This is a genomic window from Pseudomonas sp. MM211, from assembly GCF_020386635.1.
GTDB lineage: Bacteria > Pseudomonadota > Gammaproteobacteria > Pseudomonadales > Pseudomonadaceae > Aquipseudomonas.
Genome location: NZ_CP081942.1, coordinates 4,882,487 through 4,900,322 on the forward strand (window position 1 = coordinate 4,882,487; position 17,836 = coordinate 4,900,322).

Sequence of the window (17,836 nt, forward strand, 5' to 3'; positions counted from 1 at the left end):
CTCAGATCCACAGTTTCTTGAAGTTACGGCCACCGAAGATCAGGTTGACCATCCCTCGGGTGAACATGATCGCAGTGAACATCGAGGTAATGATCCCGATCGACAGCGTCACAGCGAAGCCCTTGATCGGCCCAGTACCCAGCGCGAACAAGATGGCACCGACCAGCAGCGTGGTCAGGTTACTGTCGAGAATCGCCGAGTAGGCACGGTCGAAGCCTTCGTGGATCGCCCGCTGCACCGACAGGCCATTGTTCAGCTCCTCACGTATCCGCGAGTAGATCAACACGTTGGCGTCCACCGCCATACCCAGGGTCAGCACGATACCGGCAATACCCGGCAAGGTCAGAGTCGCGCCGATCACCGACATCAACCCGACCAACAGAACCAGGTTGAAGGCCAGCGCCACGGTCGCCAGAACACCAAAGAAGCGGTAGATGGCGATCATGAACAACGACACGAAGATCATCGCCCACTCAGTGGATTCGATACCCTTGGTGATGTTCTCGGCACCCAAACTCGGGCCGATGGTACGCTCTTCAGCGAAGTACATCGGCGCAGCAAGGCCACCGGCACGTAGCAGCAACGCCAGCTCGGACGACTCGCCCTGACCGTTAAGGCCGGTGATACGGAACTGGCTGCCCAGCGGCGACTGGATGGTCGCCAGGCTGATGATCAGTTTCTCCTCCTTGAAGGAGTCGACCTGCACCTCCTGCTCGACGCCATCGACCATCTGCTTCACGTAGCGGGTCAGCGGACGCTGCTCGATGAAGATCACCGCCATGCTGCGCCCGACGTTGCTGCGGGTAGAACGGTTCATCAGGTCACCGCCATGACCATCCAGACGGATGTTCACTTGCGGACGGCCATTCTCGTCGAAGCTGGCCTGCGCATCGGTCACCTGGTCACCAGTGATGATCAGCTCACGCTCGAGCTGCACCGGCGGACGGCCTTCCTCACGAAAGCCGAACTGCTCGGTGGTGCCACGCGGCGCATTCGGGTCGGCCGCCAGACGGAATTCAAGGTTGGCGGTCTTGCCGAGAATACGCTTGGCTTCGGCGGTGTCCTGCACGCCTGGCAGCTCGACCACGATGCGGTTAGCACCCTGACGCTGAACCAGCGGCTCGGCGACGCCCAGTTCGTTGACCCGGTTACGCACGGTAGTCAGGTTCTGGCGGATCGAGTATTCGCGAATCTCGGCGATCTTAGCTGCAGTCATGATCACGCGCAGCACTTGCTGGCCGCCACGTTCCTGAGCATTCAATTCGAAATCGTTGAAATCCTTGCGGATCAGCTGCTGAGCCTTTTGCAGGGTTTCACTGTCAGCGAAGCCCAGCTGGATGGCACCGCCCTGCTGCGGCATGCTGCGATAGCGCACACGCTCCTTGCGCAACAGGCTCTTGAGCTCACCTTCATAAACCTGACGACGGACGTCCAGCGCCTTGTCCATATCGACTTCGAGCAGGAAGTGCACACCGCCAGACAGGTCGAGGCCGAGCTTCATCGGGCTAGCGCCCAGGTTACGCAGCCAGTCGGGAGTGGTCTGGGCCAGGTTGAGGGCGACTACATAGTTGTCGCCAAGCGCCTTGCGCACGACATCCTTGGCCGGCAGCTGGTCGCCCTGCTTGGTCAGGCGCAGCAGGCCGCTACGGCCTTGCTCGCCAACGCTCGATGCCTTGACCTCGATGCCGGCATCGGTCAGCGCCTTGCTGACGCGATCAAGATCGGCTTGCTCGATGGTCTGTGCCGAGCTAGCCCCGCTGACCTGGATGGCCGGATCATCAGGGTAGAGATTGGGTGCGGAATAAACCAGGCTAATGCCGAGTACGGCTGCAATCAGCAGGTATTTCCACAGAGGGTATTTGTTGAGCATGAATGACGCCGCCCGCTTATGACGCGGGGCGCAATCTGCGCCCCGCGGGATGGATAAAACTGGAACAGATAGTCAACAAACTGCTGAAAAACGTAGGCGAGGCAGCCAGCGCAAGGCAAAAACAGGCGAGGAAGCGGAGTGTACTTTGGTACATGAGCATTCCGAGCTTGTTTTTAACGCAGCGATGGCAACGCAGGTAGTTTTTCAACCGTCATCAGATGGCTTTCAGCGTGCCCTTAGGCAGAGTTGCTGCGATGGCGCCTTTCTGGATCTTCAGTTCGACGGTGTCGGACACTTCGATTACCACGAAATCGTCGCTGACCTTGGAAACCTTGCCGGCAATGCCACCGGAGGTAACCACTTCGTCGCCCTTCTGCAGATTGCCGAGCAGGCTCTTGTGCTCTTTGGCACGTTTGGCCTGAGGGCGCCAGATCATCAGATAGAAGATGACCAGGAAGCCGACCAGGAAGATCCACTCGAAACCGGAACCAGCCGGGCCGGCAGCACCAGCATCAGCGTAGGCAGCGGGAATAAAAAAGCTCATTTGACACTCCTGTTTAAAGATCTTTTAGCCATCGAATCATCAATCCAGCGGAGGCGTTGGCAGACCGCGCCGGGTGTAGAAGGCATCGACAAAGGCGGCCAATGTACCCTGTTGAATTGCCTCGCGCAAACCAGCCATAAGGCGCTGGTAATGACGCAAGTTGTGGATTGTATTCAACATGCTGCCGAGCATTTCACCGCACTTATCCAAATGATGCAGATAGGCACGCGAGAAGTGTTTGCAGGTGTAACAGTCACAGGTCGGATCCAGCGGCGAGTCATCATGACGGTGAAACGCATTGCGGATTTTCAGCACACCAGTGTCGATGAACAGGTGGCCGTTGCGCGCGTTGCGCGTCGGCATCACGCAGTCGAACATATCCACACCACGGCGCACGCCTTCGACCAGGTCTTCCGGCTTGCCGACGCCCATCAGGTAACGCGGCTTGTCGGCCGGCATCTGGCCCGGCAGGTAGTCCAGCACCTTGATCATCTCTTCCTTCGGCTCGCCGACCGACAGGCCGCCAATGGCCAGGCCGTCGAAATCCAGATCGCTCAGCCCTTCCAGAGAGCGCATGCGCAGGGATTCGTGCATGCCACCCTGAACGATACCGAACAGCGCCGCGCTGCTGTCGCCATGAGCGACCTTGGAGCGCTTGGCCCAGCGCAGCGACAGCTCCATAGAGGTCTTGGCCACGTCGAACTCAGCGGGATACGGCGTGCACTCGTCGAAGATCATCACAACGTCGGAGCCCAGATCGCGCTGCACCTGCATCGACTCTTCGGGCCCCATGAACACCTTGGAACCGTCGACCGGCGAGGCAAAGGTCACGCCCTCTTCCTTGATCTTGCGCATCGCGCCCAGGCTGAACACCTGGAAGCCACCCGAGTCGGTGAGAATCGGCCCCTGCCACTGCATGAAATCATGCAGGTCGCCATGGCGCTTGATAACTTCGGTGCCCGGACGCAGCCACAGGTGAAAGGTATTGCCGAGGATCATCTGCGCACCGATGGCTTCGATATCGCGCGGCAGCATGCCTTTAACCGTGCCGTAGGTGCCAACCGGCATGAAGGCCGGGGTCTCGACCACGCCACGGGGGAAAGTCAGGCGGCCACGGCGGGCCTTGCCGTCGGTGGCCAGCAGTTCGAAAGACATGCGGCAGCTGCGCGTCATAGGTGATCCTCGGGCCCGCGTGGCGCGGGATTGCGGGTGATGAACATGGCATCACCGTAACTGAAGAAGCGATATCCCTCGGCCACCGCCTGAGCGTAGGCCGCCATGGTTTCCGCATAGCCGGCGAATGCCGACACCAGCATCAGCAGGGTCGATTCGGGCAGATGAAAGTTGGTTACCAGGGCATCGACCACATGGAACGGCCGACCGGGGTAGATGAAGATGTCGGTATCACCACTGAACGGCTTCAGCTCACCATCGCGAGCTGCGCTTTCCAGCGAGCGGACGCTGGTAGTGCCCACGGCAACCACTCGGCCGCCCCGTGCGCGACAGGCCTGCACGGCGTCGACCACGTCTTGACCGACCTCCAGCCACTCGCTGTGCATGTGATGATCTTCGATACGCTCCACACGCACCGGCTGGAAGGTACCAGCGCCGACGTGCAGCGTGACAAAGGCGCTCTCGACGCCCCGCTCGCGCAAGGCCGCTAGCAACTCGTCATCGAAATGCAGGCCTGCGGTAGGCGCCGCTACGGCACCGGCCTTCTGCGCATAAACGGTCTGATAGCGCTCGCGATCCGCGTCTTCATCCGGCCTGTCTATATAAGGAGGCAACGGCATGTGCCCGACACGCTCGAGCAGCGGCAGCACCGCCTCGTCGAAACGCAGCTCGAACAGTGCATCGTGACGCGCCACCATCTGCGCCTGAGCACCGCCCTCGATAAGAATCGTCGAGCCCGGCTTGGGCGACTTACTGGCACGCACATGGGCCAGCACACGATGCTCGTCGAGCACACGCTCGATCAGTATTTCGAGCTTGCCACCGGAAGCTTTCTGGCCGAACAGCCGCGCCGGAATCACACGGGTATTGTTGAACACCATCAGGTCGCCCGGGCGCAGATATTCAAGCACGTCGGCGAAATGCCGATGAGCGAGCGCGCCACTGGCCCCGTCGAGAATCAGCAGACGGCTGGCGCGGCGTTCGGCAAGAGGGTGACGGGCAATCTGCTCATCAGGCAGATCAAAATGAAAGTCGGCAACGCGCATGGTGGAAAAGGTGTCGTCTTGCAGGGCGGAGCAGCTTACCGGAATTCCTACACGGTGACCACGCAAGTGCATTGACCAACGGCAACTTGCTCCCTATACTGCGCCGCGATTGTGCCCCGGTGGCGGAACCGGTAGACGCGGCGGATTCAAAATCCGTTTTCGAAAGAAGTGGGAGTTCGAGTCTCCCCCGGGGCACCATATATCCTTCAACTGTTACCCACTTGTGACAGTTCGCACCAAAGTTGTGCTGCGCGACTCCTCTTTGCGCAATCAATTAGCCATTATAAAAAACCAACTTGGAACTCGCTTAAAAGCCTCACGAATTTTACGTGGGTTTATGCGTGCCCGAGGGGTTGGCATTTGCTTCATAGTTAGCGTAGAGTTCAGCCACTGTGTTTGCATGGGTCGCCGAGAATCGTGACCTGATGCAGTAGATCGCTCAAGATCCGCTACATCCCGTTCGACTTCCACACTCCTTGCAACCAGTCTTCAGTCCTCTATATATGGAGGCTGTCATCAACTCTAGTTCCAAGGAAAAGAGACATGTCGAATCGTCAGAACGGTACCGTCAAGTGGTTTAACGACGAGAAAGGTTTTGGTTTTATCACTCCAGAAAGCGGTCCGGATCTGTTCGTACACTTCCGCGCCATCGAAGGTAACGGCTTCAAGAGTCTGAAAGAAGGCCAGAAAGTTAGCTTCGTTGCTGTACAAGGTCAAAAAGGCATGCAGGCTGACCAGGTTCAAGTCCAGGAATAAGCCGCTGTTTGAAAAACCCCTGATGCATATCAGGGGTTTTTTTATGCCTGCAAATTAGTATCGCCGCCATTGCCTCCACGAAGAGCCCGCCATGTCGAAACACGCACTGCGCCCGCAAGGCGACTTTCCCGCAGCCGGGCTGGGCCGCCGCCTGGCTGCCGTGCTGTACGACAGCTTTCTGTGCATCGCCCTGCTGATCGTCACCACCTTCACCTACAAGCTGATTCAGATGGCCATCTATGGTGAAGCGCAGCTACGGCAGTGGTCGGAAGCCGGGACTTTGGACGGCGACCCACTGCTTTCCACCTTACTGCTGTTCAGCCTGTTCAGCTTCTTCGCCACATTCTGGACACGCAACGGCCAGACACTGGGCATGCAGGTCTGGGGCATACGCGTACAGAATGCGGACGGAACAGCGATCAACCTGTGGCAAGCCTTGTTGCGCTTTCTGGTCGCGCTTGTTTCAGGGCTGGCCCTGGGCCTGGGCTACCTGTGGGTGCTCTTCGACAAACGCAAATGCAGCTGGCACGACCGCTACTCAGATAGCGTTACCGTGCAACTGCCGAAGAACGCGCATCGCAAGTAGCGAGAAGAGTAACGAATGGCACCCAGCGGCAGGGTGAATGCCTGCATAAAGAAAAGGCGCAAAGAATGCGCCACGCCCTCCCCCGCCAGACGGGAGAAGGCGCGATAGATCAGCCGGCTCGGCGCAATAGCCACAAGCCCGCCACCGCACAGATACCAGCCGGGATCAGCACCGCGAACAGTGGCGAGAAGCCGAATACCAGGCTTGAGGGGCCGAGCAGATCCTGGGCGATACGGAACACGAAGCCGACCAGCACCCCCGTGAATACACGCTGACCGAGGGTGACCGAGCGCAGTGGCCCGAAGATGAAGGAAATGGCCATCAGCACCAGCGCAGCGGTGACCAGCGGCTGCAGCACCTTGGTCCAGAACGCTAGCCAGTACTGACCATTACTCAAGCCCTGCTCCTTCAGGTAGTGGATGTAGCGCCACAAACCACTGACCGATAGCGCTTCGGGCTCCAGCACCACGGTGCCGAGCAGCTGCGGATTAAGCTCGATCTCCCAACGCTCGCTCGGCACGTTGACCACTTCGGTGTTGCGCTCGTGGAACCGGGTGGTCGCCACATCCTCCAGCTGCCAATAGCTGCCTTCATAGGTAGCACGACGAGCGAAGCTGGACGATTCCAGACGACGCTGATCGTCGAACTGGTAACGCGTCACGCCGAACAACACGCCGTCAGGTTGCACGGCGTTGATGTGCACGAACTCCTGCCCCTGACGGTGCCACATACCACGTTTCGAGGTCTGCGCTTCACCACCGCCCTGCGCCATCGCCCTGCCCGCCTGGGCCTGATTCTCGCTCCAGGGCGCGACATACTCACCGATCAGGATGCCCACCAGCATCAGCGCCAGCATCGGCTTCATCACACCCCAAACAATGCGCCCGATGGACACACCAGCTGCGCGCATGATGGTCAATTCGCTGTTGCTGGCCAGAGTACCCAGGCCGATCAGGCAACCCACCAAGGCCGCCATGGGCAGCATGTCGTAGATGCGCCGCGGCGCAGTGAGAAAGACGTACCACAGGGCATCGCCCAGGCCGTAGCTACCCTCTATATCGCCCAGCTCGTCGATGAACGCGAACAGCAGGGCGAGACCGACGATGATGCCGAGCACAGCCAGGATGGCGAACAGCACTTGAGTGCCAATGTAACGATCCAGCTTAACCACGAGCACTCTCCCGACGACTTACCAGCTTCAGACGCATCGGCTCCCAGTACAGCAGAGCCAGACCGATCAGCAGGAACAACAGGTGCACGCCCCACAGGCCGATTGCGGGCGGAATTCGCCCCTTGTCCAACGCACTGCGCGCGGCCACCAGCAAACCGAGGTAGGTCATATACAACAGAATCGCCGGCAGCAGCTTGAGGAAGCGGCCCTGACGCGGATTGACCCGAGACAGAGGAACCGCCATCAGGGTGACGATAAACACCAGCAACGGAATGGATAGACGCCACTGCAGTTCGGATTGCAGGCGCGGCTCGTCACTGCCGAATAGTTGCGACGTGGGGATGGCCTCACGCTCACTGATGTCTGCGGTTACTGAAGGCTTGGGCAGCAGCACGCCGTAGGTGTCGTACTGCACGACGCGATAATCGGCTTGACCAGGATTGCCGTCATAGCGATAGCCGTTTTCCAGAATCAGATAACGGCTGCCGTCGGCTTGCACTTCCTGACGACCACTCTCGGCCACCAGCACAGTGATGCCGCGCTCCTTGTCGCCTTCACGGGACAGGCGCTTGTCGGAGATGAAGATGCCGCCCAACTCGGTGCGATCTTCTGACAGCTCCTGGGTATAGGTCACCCGGGAGCCATTGCGCATGGACTGAAAGCGGCCAGGCATCAAGGTATCGAATTCGGTCAAAGAATCCTGCTGATTGAATATCTTCGCGACCTGAGAAACGCCCTGAGGCGCCAAGCCCATGCTCAGCCAGGCAACCAGCAGCGCCACTACAGTGGCCGGAGCCAGGCTGTAGATAAACAGCTTCTGCTGGCTCATGCCGGTCGCCGACAGCACGGTCATCTCGCTGTCGAGGTACAGACGCCCGTAGGCCAACAGGAACCCCAGGAACAGTCCCAGCGGCAAAATCAGCTGCAGGAAGCCAGGCAGACGAAAGCCCATGATCAAAAACAGCACACTCGGATCGAGTATCCCTTGGGCCGCCTGGGCCAGGTACTTGATGAAGCGACCACTCATGATGATCACCAGCAGCACGGCACTGACCGCACTCAAGGTAACCAGAACCTCTCGGGACAAATATCGGAAGACGATCAAACAGACACTCCAGGGTTGTCAGGCTCAGGCGGCTGTGCTCAATCGAACCGCACTGCATGCTGGTACGCGTGTTTAAGCGAACCGGCCGAAAAATTGCCGTTATTATCCTGCGATTAAGCTGGCGTGTCACTGCACATAAAAGCCGTGCGCGCCGCAAAGACCCCACTACGCGAAGTCAGCCCTACGACCTGCCTGGTGCGCAGCAACTGGATCAGTGCGAGTATCAGAGCCAGCCTATATATCCATCTCACGCAGATAGGGCGGTAGTGTTTCCTGCGCTACTCGCCTGCCGTCATGACCTTGATAGACCACCTCGCCAACTTTTCCTGCCTCAGCCCCCAGGGTGACACCCCAGTCATCTGCGTCGAGAAAGCCCAGCACATCCAGGGAGTCAGGCTCAGATGCTTTGGTAAAGAACAGGGAAGTCCCGTATTCAGGTGTGTCACTGTCGTAGCCCAGCGCCTGCTCGAACGCGGAGATACAACTGCTGTGGGTAACCAGAATCAGGTTTTTACCCGGAGCTTTATGCTGTAGCGCGTCCTTGAGCATCGTTTCTCTGCATTGATACAGCCAGTCTTCATCTATCCCGACATCGTCAAACACGATTGACTCGGTCTGAGCCGTTCGAGTCAGTGGGCTGTTGTAAATGTCGGTTTTGCCGAGACCTAATTGGCTGAAACCCTCCGCGAGAAAATTGCCAACGACCACTGACCTGGAGGTCACACCTTCCGTGCCCTGCAGGCATGGGTAGTCTTCCTTGTCACACCGCTCGAGATGGCGGAGCAGAACAATCACATCGCCACTTTCCCATTGAACCAACAGGTTGGGCAGCTCATGCCTGCTTTCCTCTGACAGATCTGCCATGTGTGGTGGCTGAAGAATGAGCGCACTCACTGCGACCGTCAGAGAAGCCGCTGTCGCCCAGAAAAATGCACGTTTGCGCTGGCCGGCGCTGAGCGCATGCAACCATTGCCAGGAACGGCTAAGCAATGGAACCTTGAACATGAAGCCTCCTAATTCAGGGCCTCACATGGCCATTGCCACGCAGGGTGAGCCTTAATTGAACTCAAGCACTGTGAATAGTTGCGAAACCGCAATGGATAACCGCCATATTACTGAGATGAGCACTGCGCTCTTAAGCACACGGCCTAGCCGGTTTGAGGCCTATTTAGCCGAGCACACCGAATATCTGGCCCTAGATACCCCCTATTGAGAGGTTCTAGCGACATTTGGCCATCGAACTCAGCAAGCTGCGCGAGCTCAGGTCGTAAATGCGAATACGCCGGGCGAGGCGTGAGAGAAATCAATCTACAGGATGGGTAGACAGCGAAGTGGCTGATACGCACCAAGAACCGCAACCCGTGCAGCGCTCTGCTACCACGGGGCGGCGTCACCAGACAGCCCTGAAGGCACTGGGCATCCGCCAACACCGGCTGTACGATACCCGACACATTTACGCGACCTGTGCCTGATGGCTGGAATGAACGCGGCTTTTATTGCCAATCCGCCCGGACACACGATAGAAGTGCTGCTCAGCACCTACGCCGAACGGATCAATTGCCAGGGCGACTGGTCAGAGTTGGCTAAGCTGTCGACCGATACAGATGGTAAACATCGGTACAGCAAAATCAGGAATCCAGATTAAAGCCCTTTAATGCAGGGATCTTAGCGAAAACCCTGTAAATCATTCTGCATTCGCGACTCGTTGTCTTGGGGACACCACGCATGGAATTTATTGTCAAAAGCGCTCGCCCGGAAACATTGAAAACCGCCACCCTGGTCATTCCAGTCGGCGAAGGTGGAACTCTCGGCGCCACCGCCAAAGCGGTGGACGCCGCCAGCGGCGGTGCGATCAGCGCCCTGCTCAAGCGTGGCGACCTGGCCGGCAAACCTGGCCAGACCCTATTGGCCCACGGCCTGCCGAATCTGAAGGCCGAGCGCGTGCTGCTGGTCGGCACCGGCAAAGACGCCGAGCTCTCTGACCGCCAACTGCGCAAATTGGTCGCCGCTGTGTATGCAGTGTTGAAGAACCTCAACGGCAGCGATGCCCTGCTCGCCCTGCAGGATGTACAGGTAAAGAACCGCGACGCCTACGGTAAGGCGCGTCTGCTGGTGGAAAGCCTGGCCGATGCCGGCTACCAGTTCGACCGTTTCAAGAGCCAGAAGGCCACGCCTGGCGCGCTGAAGAAAATCACCCTGATCACCGACAAGGCCAGCGTCGCAGGTGTCGAGCGCGCGACCACCGAAGCACGCGCCATCAGCATCGGCATGGCACTGACCAAGGATCTGGGCAACCTGCCACCGAACATCTGCCACCCCAGCTACCTTGCCGAGCAGGCAAAAGAGTTGGCCAAGGCACACAAGAACCTCAAGGTCGACATCCTCGACGAGAAGAAACTGCAGGCGCTCGGCGCTGGTGCCTTCCTCGCCGTCGCCCAGGGCAGCGATCAGCCGCCGCGGATGATCGTGCTCAACTATCAGGGCGCGAAGAAGACCGACAAACCCTACGTACTGGTCGGTAAAGGCATCACCTTCGACACTGGCGGCATCAGCATCAAGCCGGCCGCTGGCATGGATGAGATGAAATACGACATGTGCGGCGCCGCCAGCGTGTTCGGCACCCTGCGCGCCGTACTGGAGCTGCAACTGCCGATCAATCTCGTGTGCCTGTTCGCCTGCGCCGAGAACATGCCCAGCGGCGGCGCTACCCGCCCAGGTGACATCGTCACCACCATGAGCGGGCAGACCGTGGAAATCCTCAACACCGACGCCGAAGGCCGTCTGGTGCTGTGCGATACCCTGACTTACGCCGAGCGCTTCAAGCCGCAGGCGGTGATCGATATCGCCACCCTCACCGGCGCCTGCATCGTCGCCCTGGGCAGCAATGTGTCTGGCCTGATGGGCAACGATGACGACCTGGTTGGCGAGATTCTCGCCGCTGGCCGCCACGCCGATGACCGCGCCTGGCAACTGCCGCTGTATGACGAATATCAGGAGCAGCTGGACAGCCCGTTTGCCGACATCGCCAATATCGGTGGCCCCAAGGCCGGCACCATCACCGCGGGCTGCTTCCTGTCGCGCTTCGCCAAGAGCTACCGCTGGGCCCACCTGGACATCGCCGGTACGGCCTGGATCAGCGGCGGCAAGGACAAGGGTGCCACTGGCCGCCCAGTGCCCCTGCTGACCCAGTACCTGCTCGATCGCGTACCGCAGGAGCAGCGCTGATATAAGCCTGAGCAGTGCGCCGCCGGCTGGCGGCGCACTGCCTGATGGCTGTCTGCGGATACCTTCATGCCCCGAATAGAATTCTACGTACTGTCGTCGAGCACCACGGCCGAACGCCTGCGCGCGGCCTGTCAGCTCGCCGGCAAGGCCTGGCGTCATGGTTTGCCGGTGTTCCTGCGCGGCAGCGACGCGGCTCAATGCAGCGAGCTCGACGAGCTGCTGTGGCGCGCGCGCCAGGAAAGCTTCATCCCCCACGACCTGCATCAAGACGACCCGAAATCACCCATTGTGATCGGCACCGACGAAGTGCCCGAGGTAGCCCAGGGCGTGCTGATCAACCTGGGCAGCACGCTAAGCCCACATATCGAGCACTTCAGTCGGGTGATCGAGATCGTCAACCAGGAACCCGACCTGCTGACCGCCTGCCGGGAGAATTTCCGCAGCTACCGTCAACAGGGCTATGATCCCAAACGTGTCGAACTGTAAAGCCCCCATGGACAACCCAAACCCACCGCAAAAACCCGGCGCCCTGCTGAACGATCTCGAGTCGATTCGTGAACTGCTGGGTGACGATCTCGATCCGCCGCTGCTGACCGAGAAATTCGACCCTGACGATATCCCGCTGCTTTCGGAGGTAGTCCCTGCACCCGTGCACGCACCTAGCCCGCAACCATCGGCCACGAGCGGCACTGCGACCGGCATGGCCTCCGAAAATGAGTTGCGTCAGACAGTGCAACGCGCCATTGGCCGGGACAACGAGATCAACCGTCTCGACAGCGAGCTACGCGCCGCCGCTCAGTTACTCCTGCAGGATGTGATCGACGATTTCGTGCCGCAAATCGAAGCCGAGCTCAAACGCCGCCTACAAGCGCGCCTGCACCGCCTGCTGCCACAGCGTCGCTAACAAATCCCACCCTTCATGCGCTCCAATACTGCGCATTAGCGAAGCGCCTTTCTCCGCTCGACCGATAGCCTCGAGAGCGGAGGAAAACTATACGGTGGTTCGTTATACTGCTCGGCTTTTCCGATCAGACGCCAGAAGGTCCCGCCACGCATGGACAAGACCTACCAGCCCCACGCCATCGAAACCGCCCTGTACGAAAACTGGGAGGCGAAGGGCTACTTCGCTCCGCAGGGTTCCGGTGACCCTTACACCATCATGATCCCGCCGCCGAACGTGACCGGCAGCCTGCACATGGGCCACGGGTTCAACAACGCGATCATGGATGCCCTGATCCGCTTCCGCCGCATGCAGGGTCGCAACACCCTGTGGCAGCCGGGCACCGATCACGCCGGCATTGCCACGCAGATGGTGGTGGAACGTCAACTGGCCGCTCAGGGTATCGATCGCCATGATCTGGGCCGCGAGAAATTCCTCGACAAGGTCTGGGATTGGAAAGCCGAGTCCGGTGGCAACATCACCCGGCAGATCCGTCGCCTGGGCTCGTCCGTGGATTGGTCGCGCGAGCGCTTCACCATGGACGACGGCCTGTCCGAAGCGGTCAAGGAAGCTTTCGTGCGCCTGCACGAGGACGGCCTGATCTACCGTGGCAAGCGTCTGGTCAACTGGGACACCAAGTTCCACACCGCCATTTCCGATCTGGAAGTGGAAAGCCACGACGAGAAGGGCCACCTGTGGAACCTGCGTTATCCGCTGGCTGACGGCAACAAGACCGCCGAAGGTGCTGATTACCTGATCGTCGCCACCACGCGCCCGGAAACCATGCTGGGCGACGCTGCCGTCGCTGTGAACCCGGAAGACGAACGCTACAAGGCTCTGATCGGCCAGTACGTCGAACTGCCGCTGCTTGGCCGTCGCATCCCGATCATCGCGGACGATTACTGCGACCCGGAATTCGGCACCGGCTGCGTGAAGATCACCCCGGCCCACGACTTCAACGACTATGAAGTCGGCAAGCGCCACAACCTGCCGTTGATCAACATCTTCGACCAGGACGCAGCCGTGCTGCCGGGTGCGCAGATATTCAACATCGACGGCAGTGTCAACGCCCTGCTCGATGCCAGCCTGCCTGCCGAATACGCCGGCCTGGATCGTTTCGAAGCGCGCAAGCAGATCGTTGCCGCCTTCGACGCCCTCGGCCTGCTGGAAAAGATCGACGACCACGCCCTGAAAGTGCCGAAAGGCGATCGCTCCGGCACCATCATCGAGCCGTGGCTGACCGATCAGTGGTACGTGTCCACCAAGCCGCTGGCCGAGAAAGCCATCGAAGTGGTCGAGAACGGTGAAATCCAGTTCGTACCCAAGCAGTACGAAAACATGTACTTCAGCTGGATGCGCGACATCCAAGACTGGTGCATCAGCCGTCAGCTCTGGTGGGGCCACCGCATTCCGGCCTGGTACGACCAGGCGGGCAACGTCTATGTCGGCCGTGACGAAGCGGAAGTACGCGCCAAGCACAACCTGGGCGACATCCCGCTGCGCCAGGACGACGACGTACTGGATACCTGGTTCAGCTCGGGCCTGTGGGCACCTTCTCCACCCTCGGCTGGCCGGAAGAGACCGACTTCCTGAAGACCCATCACCCGACCGACGTGCTGGTCACCGGTTTCGACATCATTTTCTTCTGGGTTGCCCGGATGATCATGCTGTCCACCCACCTGACCAAGCAAATCCCGTTCAAGACCGTGTACGTTCACGGCCTGGTACGCGACGGCCTGGGTCAAAAGATGTCCAAGTCCAAGGGCAACGTCCTCGACCCGCTGGATATCGTCGATGGCATCGACCTGGAAACCCTGCTGGCCAAACGCACCAGCGGCATGATGCAGCCCAAGCTCGCCGAGAAGATCGCCAAGCAGACCAAGGCCGAGTTCCCGGAAGGGATCGCCAGCTACGGTACCGACGCCCTGCGCTTCACCTTCTGCTCGCTGGCCACCACCGGCCGCGACGTGAAGTTCGACATGGGCCGCGTCGAGGGCTATCGCAACTTCTGCAACAAGCTGTGGAACGCCGCCAACTTCGTCATCGAGAACACCGATGGCCAGGACACCGGCATCAATGGTGAGCAGGTCGATCTGTCGCCGGTCGATCGCTGGATCATCTCCGCGCTGCAGCGTTGCGAGCAGGACGTGACCCGCCACCTCGACGCCTTCCGCTTCGACCTGGCGACCCAGGCCCTGTACGAGTTCGTCTGGGACGAGTACTGCGCCTGGTACCTGGAACTGGTCAAGCCGGTGCTGTGGGACGAGAACGCCCCCATCGAGCGCCAGCGCGGCACCCGCCGCACGCTGGTGCGTGTGCTGGAAGTGATCCTGCGCCTGGCTCACCCGTTCATGCCGTTCATCACCGAAGAAATCTGGCAGCGCATCAAGGGCCAGGCCGGCGTCAGCGGCGAAACGCTGATGCTGCAACCCTGGCCGGTGGCCGTTGAGGCCCGCATCGACGCGGCGGCCGAAGGCGATATCGAGTGGGTCAAGCAGCTGATGCTCGGCGTACGGCAGATCCGTGGCGAGATGAAGATCTCCATGGCCAAGCGCATCGACGTCATCCTCGCCAACGCCAATGCCGAAGACTTGCGCCGCCTGAACGACAACGCCCCGCTGCTCAACAAGCTGGCCAAGTTCGAGTCGGTGAAGGTACTGGCAGCTGGCGAAGAAGCGCCGATGTCCGCCACCGCCCTGGTCGGCGACATGCAGGTACTGGTGCCGATGGCCGGGCTGATCGACAAGGAAGCCGAACTGGCGCGCCTGGACAAGGAAATCCAGCGCCTGGAAGGTGAAGCCAAGCGGGTCGGCGGCAAGCTGGCCAACGAGGGCTTCGTCGCCAAGGCTCCGGCTGAAGTACTGGAGAAGGAGCGCGCCAAGCTGGCAGAGGCCGAGCAGGCGCTGGCCAATCTGGTGGAGCAGCGCGGCAAGATCGCCAGCCTCTAAACCAGTGCGCAATTGAAAACGGCCTGCCGCGGTGAAAGCCCGGCAGGCCGTTTTCGTTTGTGGCCAGGCCGTTTGTTATCCCGGCCCGGCACGCAGTATCCTCGAAGCTCCTCACATCATCGGGCCCCTGCAAATGGAAGTGAGCAAGACCAAGACCAGTTTCTACCGCCGTCTCTACGTCGCCTGGCTGATCGACAGTGGCGCCGCCGATAGCGTGCCAGCCCTGATGGCCGCCACCGGCATGCCACGGCGCACAGCCCAGGACACCCTGAGCGCGCTGGAGGAGCTGGATATCGACTGCCAGTTCCAGCAGCAGGACGGCGAGCGCAACAACGCCGGTCACTACGTGATCCGCGACTGGGGCGCCATCGACAAACGCTGGATCGCCGCCAACCTGCAGCAGATCAAGGCTGTCCTCGGCTATCCCTGAAACACTGCAGGAAACTCATACGATCTCGCGCTAAGGCCTGAGTAACAGCCAAGGCAGCAGATCGGGGCAAGGAGCCAGAATGACCCTCGACCTATTCATGGTGCTCGGCCTGCTGTTCAGCGCAGTGGTGCTGTTCGTCATCAACAAACCGCGCATGGACGTGGTCGCACTGATGATCATCGTCGCCCTGCCGATCACGGGCGTGCTCAGCATTCAGGAAACCCTGGCCGGCTTTAGCGACCCCAGCGTGATCCTGATTGCCGCGCTGTTCGTGATCGGTGAGGGCCTGGTGCGTACCGGAATCGCCTACCGCCTCGGCGACTGGCTGGTGGCCAGGGCCGGCAGCAGCGAAACCCGTCTGCTGGTATTACTGATGGTGGCAGTAGCCGGGCTCGGTTCGGTGATGAGTTCGACCGGTGTGGTGGCGATCTTCATCCCGGTGGTGCTCGGTGTGGCGGCGCGGCTGAAGATCGCCCCGGGCCGGCTGATGATGCCGCTGGCGTTCGCCGGTTTGATCAGCGGCATGCTGACCCTGGTGGCCACGCCGCCGAACATGGTGGTGCATAGCGAACTGCTGCGCGCGGGTCTGCCGGGCTTCGACTTCTTCAGCTTCACGCCCATCGGGCTGACCGTGCTGGTGCTTGGCGTGCTCTACATGCTCGCCACACGTCGCTGGCTGCAACGTGACGTCGATGGCGACGCATCGGCAGCGCCGCGCCTGACCCTTGGCGATCTGGCCAACAGCTACCGCCTCCACGAGCGCGAACGGCGCCTGCGTGTACGCGCCGACTCACCACTTGCCAACCAGGCGCTGGACGAGCTGCATCTGCGCTCGCAGTACGGCATCAACGTGATCGCCGTGGAGCGTCAGCGGCAGTTCCGCAACCTGCTGCTGATGGCCACCGGTAATACTCAACTGCAGCCCAACGACGTGCTGCTGGTCGACCTGGCCAGCCCGGCCATCGCCTTGCTTGGCGCCTATCAGGAGTTGGGCCTGGAAGCGTTGCCGCTGCGCAATTCCTACTACAGCGTGCACTCCCACGAGTTGGGGCTGGCCGAAGTGGCGTTGCCGCCGGAATCGCAGCTGCCGGGCAAGAGCATTCAGGAGCTCGGTCTGCGCAGCCGCTACAAGCTCAACGTGGTTGGCCTGCGCCGTCAGGGCCAGGCGCTCGAAGGCCTGTTGGTGGACGAGAAGCTGACCCACGCCGACACCCTGCTGGTGGCCGGCAGCTGGAAGCGGATCCATCACCTGCAAAGCCTCAATCGCGACTTTCTGGTACTCAGCCTGCCCGCCGAGGTCGATGAAGTGGCCCCCGCCGCGCGCCAGGCGCCCTATGCCCTGCTGAGCCTGGCGGTGATGGTCGGCCTGATGATCAGCGGCCTGGTGCCCAACGTCATGGCCGCACTGATCGGCTGCCTGCTGATGGGCGCCTTCCGCTGCGTCGACATGCCCAGCGCCTACCGGTCGATCCACTGGCCGAGCCTGATCCTTATCGTCGGCATGCTGCCCTTCGCCCTGGCCCTGCAGAAAACCGGAGGAATCGACCTGGCGGTCAACGGCCTGGTCGGGGCGCTTGGCGAAGCCGGGCCGCGCGTAATTCTCGCCAGCCTGTTCGCCGTCACCGCCCTGATCGGCCTGTTCATCTCCAATACCGCGACGGCAGTACTGATGGCCCCGGTGGCGATCGCCACGGCCCAGGCGCTGGGTGCCTCACCCGTACCCTTCGCCATGACCGTCGCCCTGGCAGCCTCGGCCGCCTTCATGACGCCGATCTCGTCGCCAGTGAATACCCTGGTGCTAGGGCCTGGTCAGTACCGTTTCGGAGATTTCGTGCGCCTCGGCGTGCCGTTCACCATCCTGGTGATGATCGTCAGCGTGGTAATGGTGCCGTGGATATTCCCGCTCTAGCTCACGGAAAAGACAGCAGCGGGATTAAAGGCGGGAGCGGCCGTTCGGTGTGGACAGGTGATCAGATCGTTCCTCACGCTCCGCGTGGGAATGCATTCAGGGACGCTCTGCGTCCCCGCAGGCTAGGGAAGCG

At 60.6% G+C, this 17,836-nt stretch carries 14 protein-coding genes, 1 tRNA gene and 1 pseudogene; 9 read left to right on the forward strand and 7 right to left on the reverse strand.

What is annotated here, in order from left to right; all coding sequences use genetic code 11:
- Window position 1: 1 nt before the first annotated feature.
- From secD to queA, 4 genes are all read right to left on the reverse strand, one after another.
- A complete protein-coding gene (gene secD, locus K5Q02_RS22415; RefSeq protein ID WP_225834448.1) occupies window positions 2-1,870 on the reverse strand; it encodes a protein translocase subunit SecD in 1,869 nt (622 codons plus the stop codon).
- Window positions 1,871-2,084: 214 nt separating this feature from the next.
- Window positions 2,085-2,414 carry a preprotein translocase subunit YajC gene (gene yajC, locus K5Q02_RS22420; RefSeq protein ID WP_225834455.1) on the reverse strand — a complete coding sequence of 110 codons (330 nt, stop codon included), beginning with the start codon at window positions 2,412-2,414 and terminating at the stop codon, window positions 2,085-2,087.
- A gap of 39 nt (window positions 2,415-2,453) precedes the next feature.
- The gene (gene tgt / locus K5Q02_RS22425; protein ID WP_225839831.1) at window positions 2,454-3,569 is read right to left on the reverse strand and encodes a tRNA guanosine(34) transglycosylase Tgt; all 1,116 of its coding nucleotides are present in this window, start codon (window positions 3,567-3,569) and stop codon (window positions 2,454-2,456) included.
- A gap of 14 nt (window positions 3,570-3,583) precedes the next feature.
- Complete coding sequence (gene queA / locus K5Q02_RS22430; protein WP_225839841.1) at window positions 3,584-4,633, reverse strand: tRNA preQ1(34) S-adenosylmethionine ribosyltransferase-isomerase QueA; 1,050 nt, start codon at window positions 4,631-4,633, stop codon at window positions 3,584-3,586.
- Window positions 4,634-4,746: 113 nt separating this feature from the next.
- On the opposite strand from queA, the gene K5Q02_RS22435 reads away from it, so the two are divergent.
- From K5Q02_RS22435 to K5Q02_RS22445, 3 genes are all read left to right on the forward strand, one after another.
- A tRNA-Leu gene (locus tag K5Q02_RS22435) sits at window positions 4,747-4,831 on the forward strand.
- Window positions 4,832-5,176: 345 nt separating this feature from the next.
- On the forward strand, window positions 5,177-5,389 hold the full coding sequence (locus K5Q02_RS22440) for a cold-shock protein (protein ID WP_010486675.1): 213 nt from the start codon (window positions 5,177-5,179) through the stop codon (window positions 5,387-5,389).
- Window positions 5,390-5,480: 91 nt separating this feature from the next.
- Window positions 5,481-5,975, forward strand: a complete 495-nt coding sequence (locus K5Q02_RS22445) for an RDD family protein (protein ID WP_225834457.1) — start codon at window positions 5,481-5,483, stop codon at window positions 5,973-5,975.
- A 109-nt stretch (window positions 5,976-6,084) separates the two neighbouring features.
- Here K5Q02_RS22445 and lptG read toward each other — a convergent pair whose 3' ends face one another.
- The 3 genes from lptG to K5Q02_RS22460 form a co-directional block, all read right to left on the reverse strand.
- Window positions 6,085-7,146: an LPS export ABC transporter permease LptG gene (gene lptG / locus K5Q02_RS22450; protein ID WP_225834459.1), complete on the reverse strand. Its 1,062-nt coding sequence runs from the start codon at window positions 7,144-7,146 to the stop codon at window positions 6,085-6,087.
- Window positions 7,139-8,251, reverse strand: a complete 1,113-nt coding sequence (gene lptF / locus K5Q02_RS22455; protein WP_225834460.1) for an LPS export ABC transporter permease LptF — start codon at window positions 8,249-8,251, stop codon at window positions 7,139-7,141. The genes lptG and lptF overlap by 8 nt, the downstream gene beginning before the upstream one ends.
- A gap of 234 nt (window positions 8,252-8,485) precedes the next feature.
- Complete coding sequence (locus K5Q02_RS22460) at window positions 8,486-9,256, reverse strand: histidine phosphatase family protein (protein WP_225834462.1); 771 nt, start codon at window positions 9,254-9,256, stop codon at window positions 8,486-8,488.
- A gap of 720 nt (window positions 9,257-9,976) precedes the next feature.
- On the opposite strand from K5Q02_RS22460, the gene K5Q02_RS22470 reads away from it, so the two are divergent.
- From K5Q02_RS22470 to K5Q02_RS22495, 6 genes and pseudogenes are all read left to right on the forward strand, one after another.
- Complete coding sequence (locus tag K5Q02_RS22470) at window positions 9,977-11,476, forward strand: leucyl aminopeptidase (RefSeq protein WP_225834463.1); 1,500 nt, start codon at window positions 9,977-9,979, stop codon at window positions 11,474-11,476.
- Window positions 11,477-11,542: 66 nt separating this feature from the next.
- Window positions 11,543-11,962 (forward strand): DNA polymerase III subunit chi, encoded by a 420-nt coding sequence (locus K5Q02_RS22475; RefSeq protein WP_225834465.1) that lies wholly within the window; start codon window positions 11,543-11,545, stop codon window positions 11,960-11,962.
- A gap of 7 nt (window positions 11,963-11,969) precedes the next feature.
- Complete coding sequence (locus K5Q02_RS22480; protein ID WP_225834467.1) at window positions 11,970-12,380, forward strand: DNA polymerase III subunit chi; 411 nt, start codon at window positions 11,970-11,972, stop codon at window positions 12,378-12,380.
- Window positions 12,381-12,530: 150 nt separating this feature from the next.
- Window positions 12,531-15,364 (forward strand): annotated as a pseudogene (locus tag K5Q02_RS22485) (valine--tRNA ligase).
- 133 nt (window positions 15,365-15,497) lie between these two features.
- The gene (locus K5Q02_RS22490; protein ID WP_225834469.1) at window positions 15,498-15,794 is read left to right on the forward strand and encodes a winged helix-turn-helix domain-containing protein; all 297 of its coding nucleotides are present in this window, start codon (window positions 15,498-15,500) and stop codon (window positions 15,792-15,794) included.
- A gap of 79 nt (window positions 15,795-15,873) precedes the next feature.
- On the forward strand, window positions 15,874-17,703 hold the full coding sequence (locus K5Q02_RS22495; RefSeq protein WP_225834470.1) for an SLC13 family permease: 1,830 nt from the start codon (window positions 15,874-15,876) through the stop codon (window positions 17,701-17,703).
- The last annotated feature ends 133 nt before the right edge of the window (window positions 17,704-17,836 follow it).

Excerpts from the sequence above, each read along its gene's own strand:
- K5Q02_RS22470 (WP_225834463.1), top strand. The coding sequence starts at position 9,977 with ATGGAATTTATTGTCAAAAGCGCTCGCCCGGAAACATTGAAAACCGCC.
- K5Q02_RS22475 (WP_225834465.1), top strand. The coding sequence starts at position 11,543 with ATGCCCCGAATAGAATTCTACGTACTGTCGTCGAGCACCACGGCCGAA.
- K5Q02_RS22445 (WP_225834457.1), top strand. The coding sequence starts at position 5,481 with ATGTCGAAACACGCACTGCGCCCGCAAGGCGACTTTCCCGCAGCCGGG.
- yajC (WP_225834455.1), bottom strand. The coding sequence starts at position 2,414 with ATGAGCTTTTTTATTCCCGCTGCCTACGCTGATGCTGGTGCTGCCGGC.
- K5Q02_RS22460 (WP_225834462.1), bottom strand. The coding sequence starts at position 9,256 with ATGTTCAAGGTTCCATTGCTTAGCCGTTCCTGGCAATGGTTGCATGCG.
- K5Q02_RS22480 (WP_225834467.1), top strand. The coding sequence starts at position 11,970 with ATGGACAACCCAAACCCACCGCAAAAACCCGGCGCCCTGCTGAACGAT.
- tgt (WP_225839831.1), bottom strand. The coding sequence starts at position 3,569 with ATGTCTTTCGAACTGCTGGCCACCGACGGCAAGGCCCGCCGTGGCCGC.
- K5Q02_RS22490 (WP_225834469.1), top strand. The coding sequence starts at position 15,498 with ATGGAAGTGAGCAAGACCAAGACCAGTTTCTACCGCCGTCTCTACGTC.
- queA (WP_225839841.1), bottom strand. The coding sequence starts at position 4,633 with ATGCGCGTTGCCGACTTTCATTTTGATCTGCCTGATGAGCAGATTGCC.
- K5Q02_RS22440 (WP_010486675.1), top strand. The coding sequence starts at position 5,177 with ATGTCGAATCGTCAGAACGGTACCGTCAAGTGGTTTAACGACGAGAAA.
- K5Q02_RS22495 (WP_225834470.1), top strand. The coding sequence starts at position 15,874 with ATGACCCTCGACCTATTCATGGTGCTCGGCCTGCTGTTCAGCGCAGTG.
- secD (WP_225834448.1), bottom strand. The coding sequence starts at position 1,870 with ATGCTCAACAAATACCCTCTGTGGAAATACCTGCTGATTGCAGCCGTA.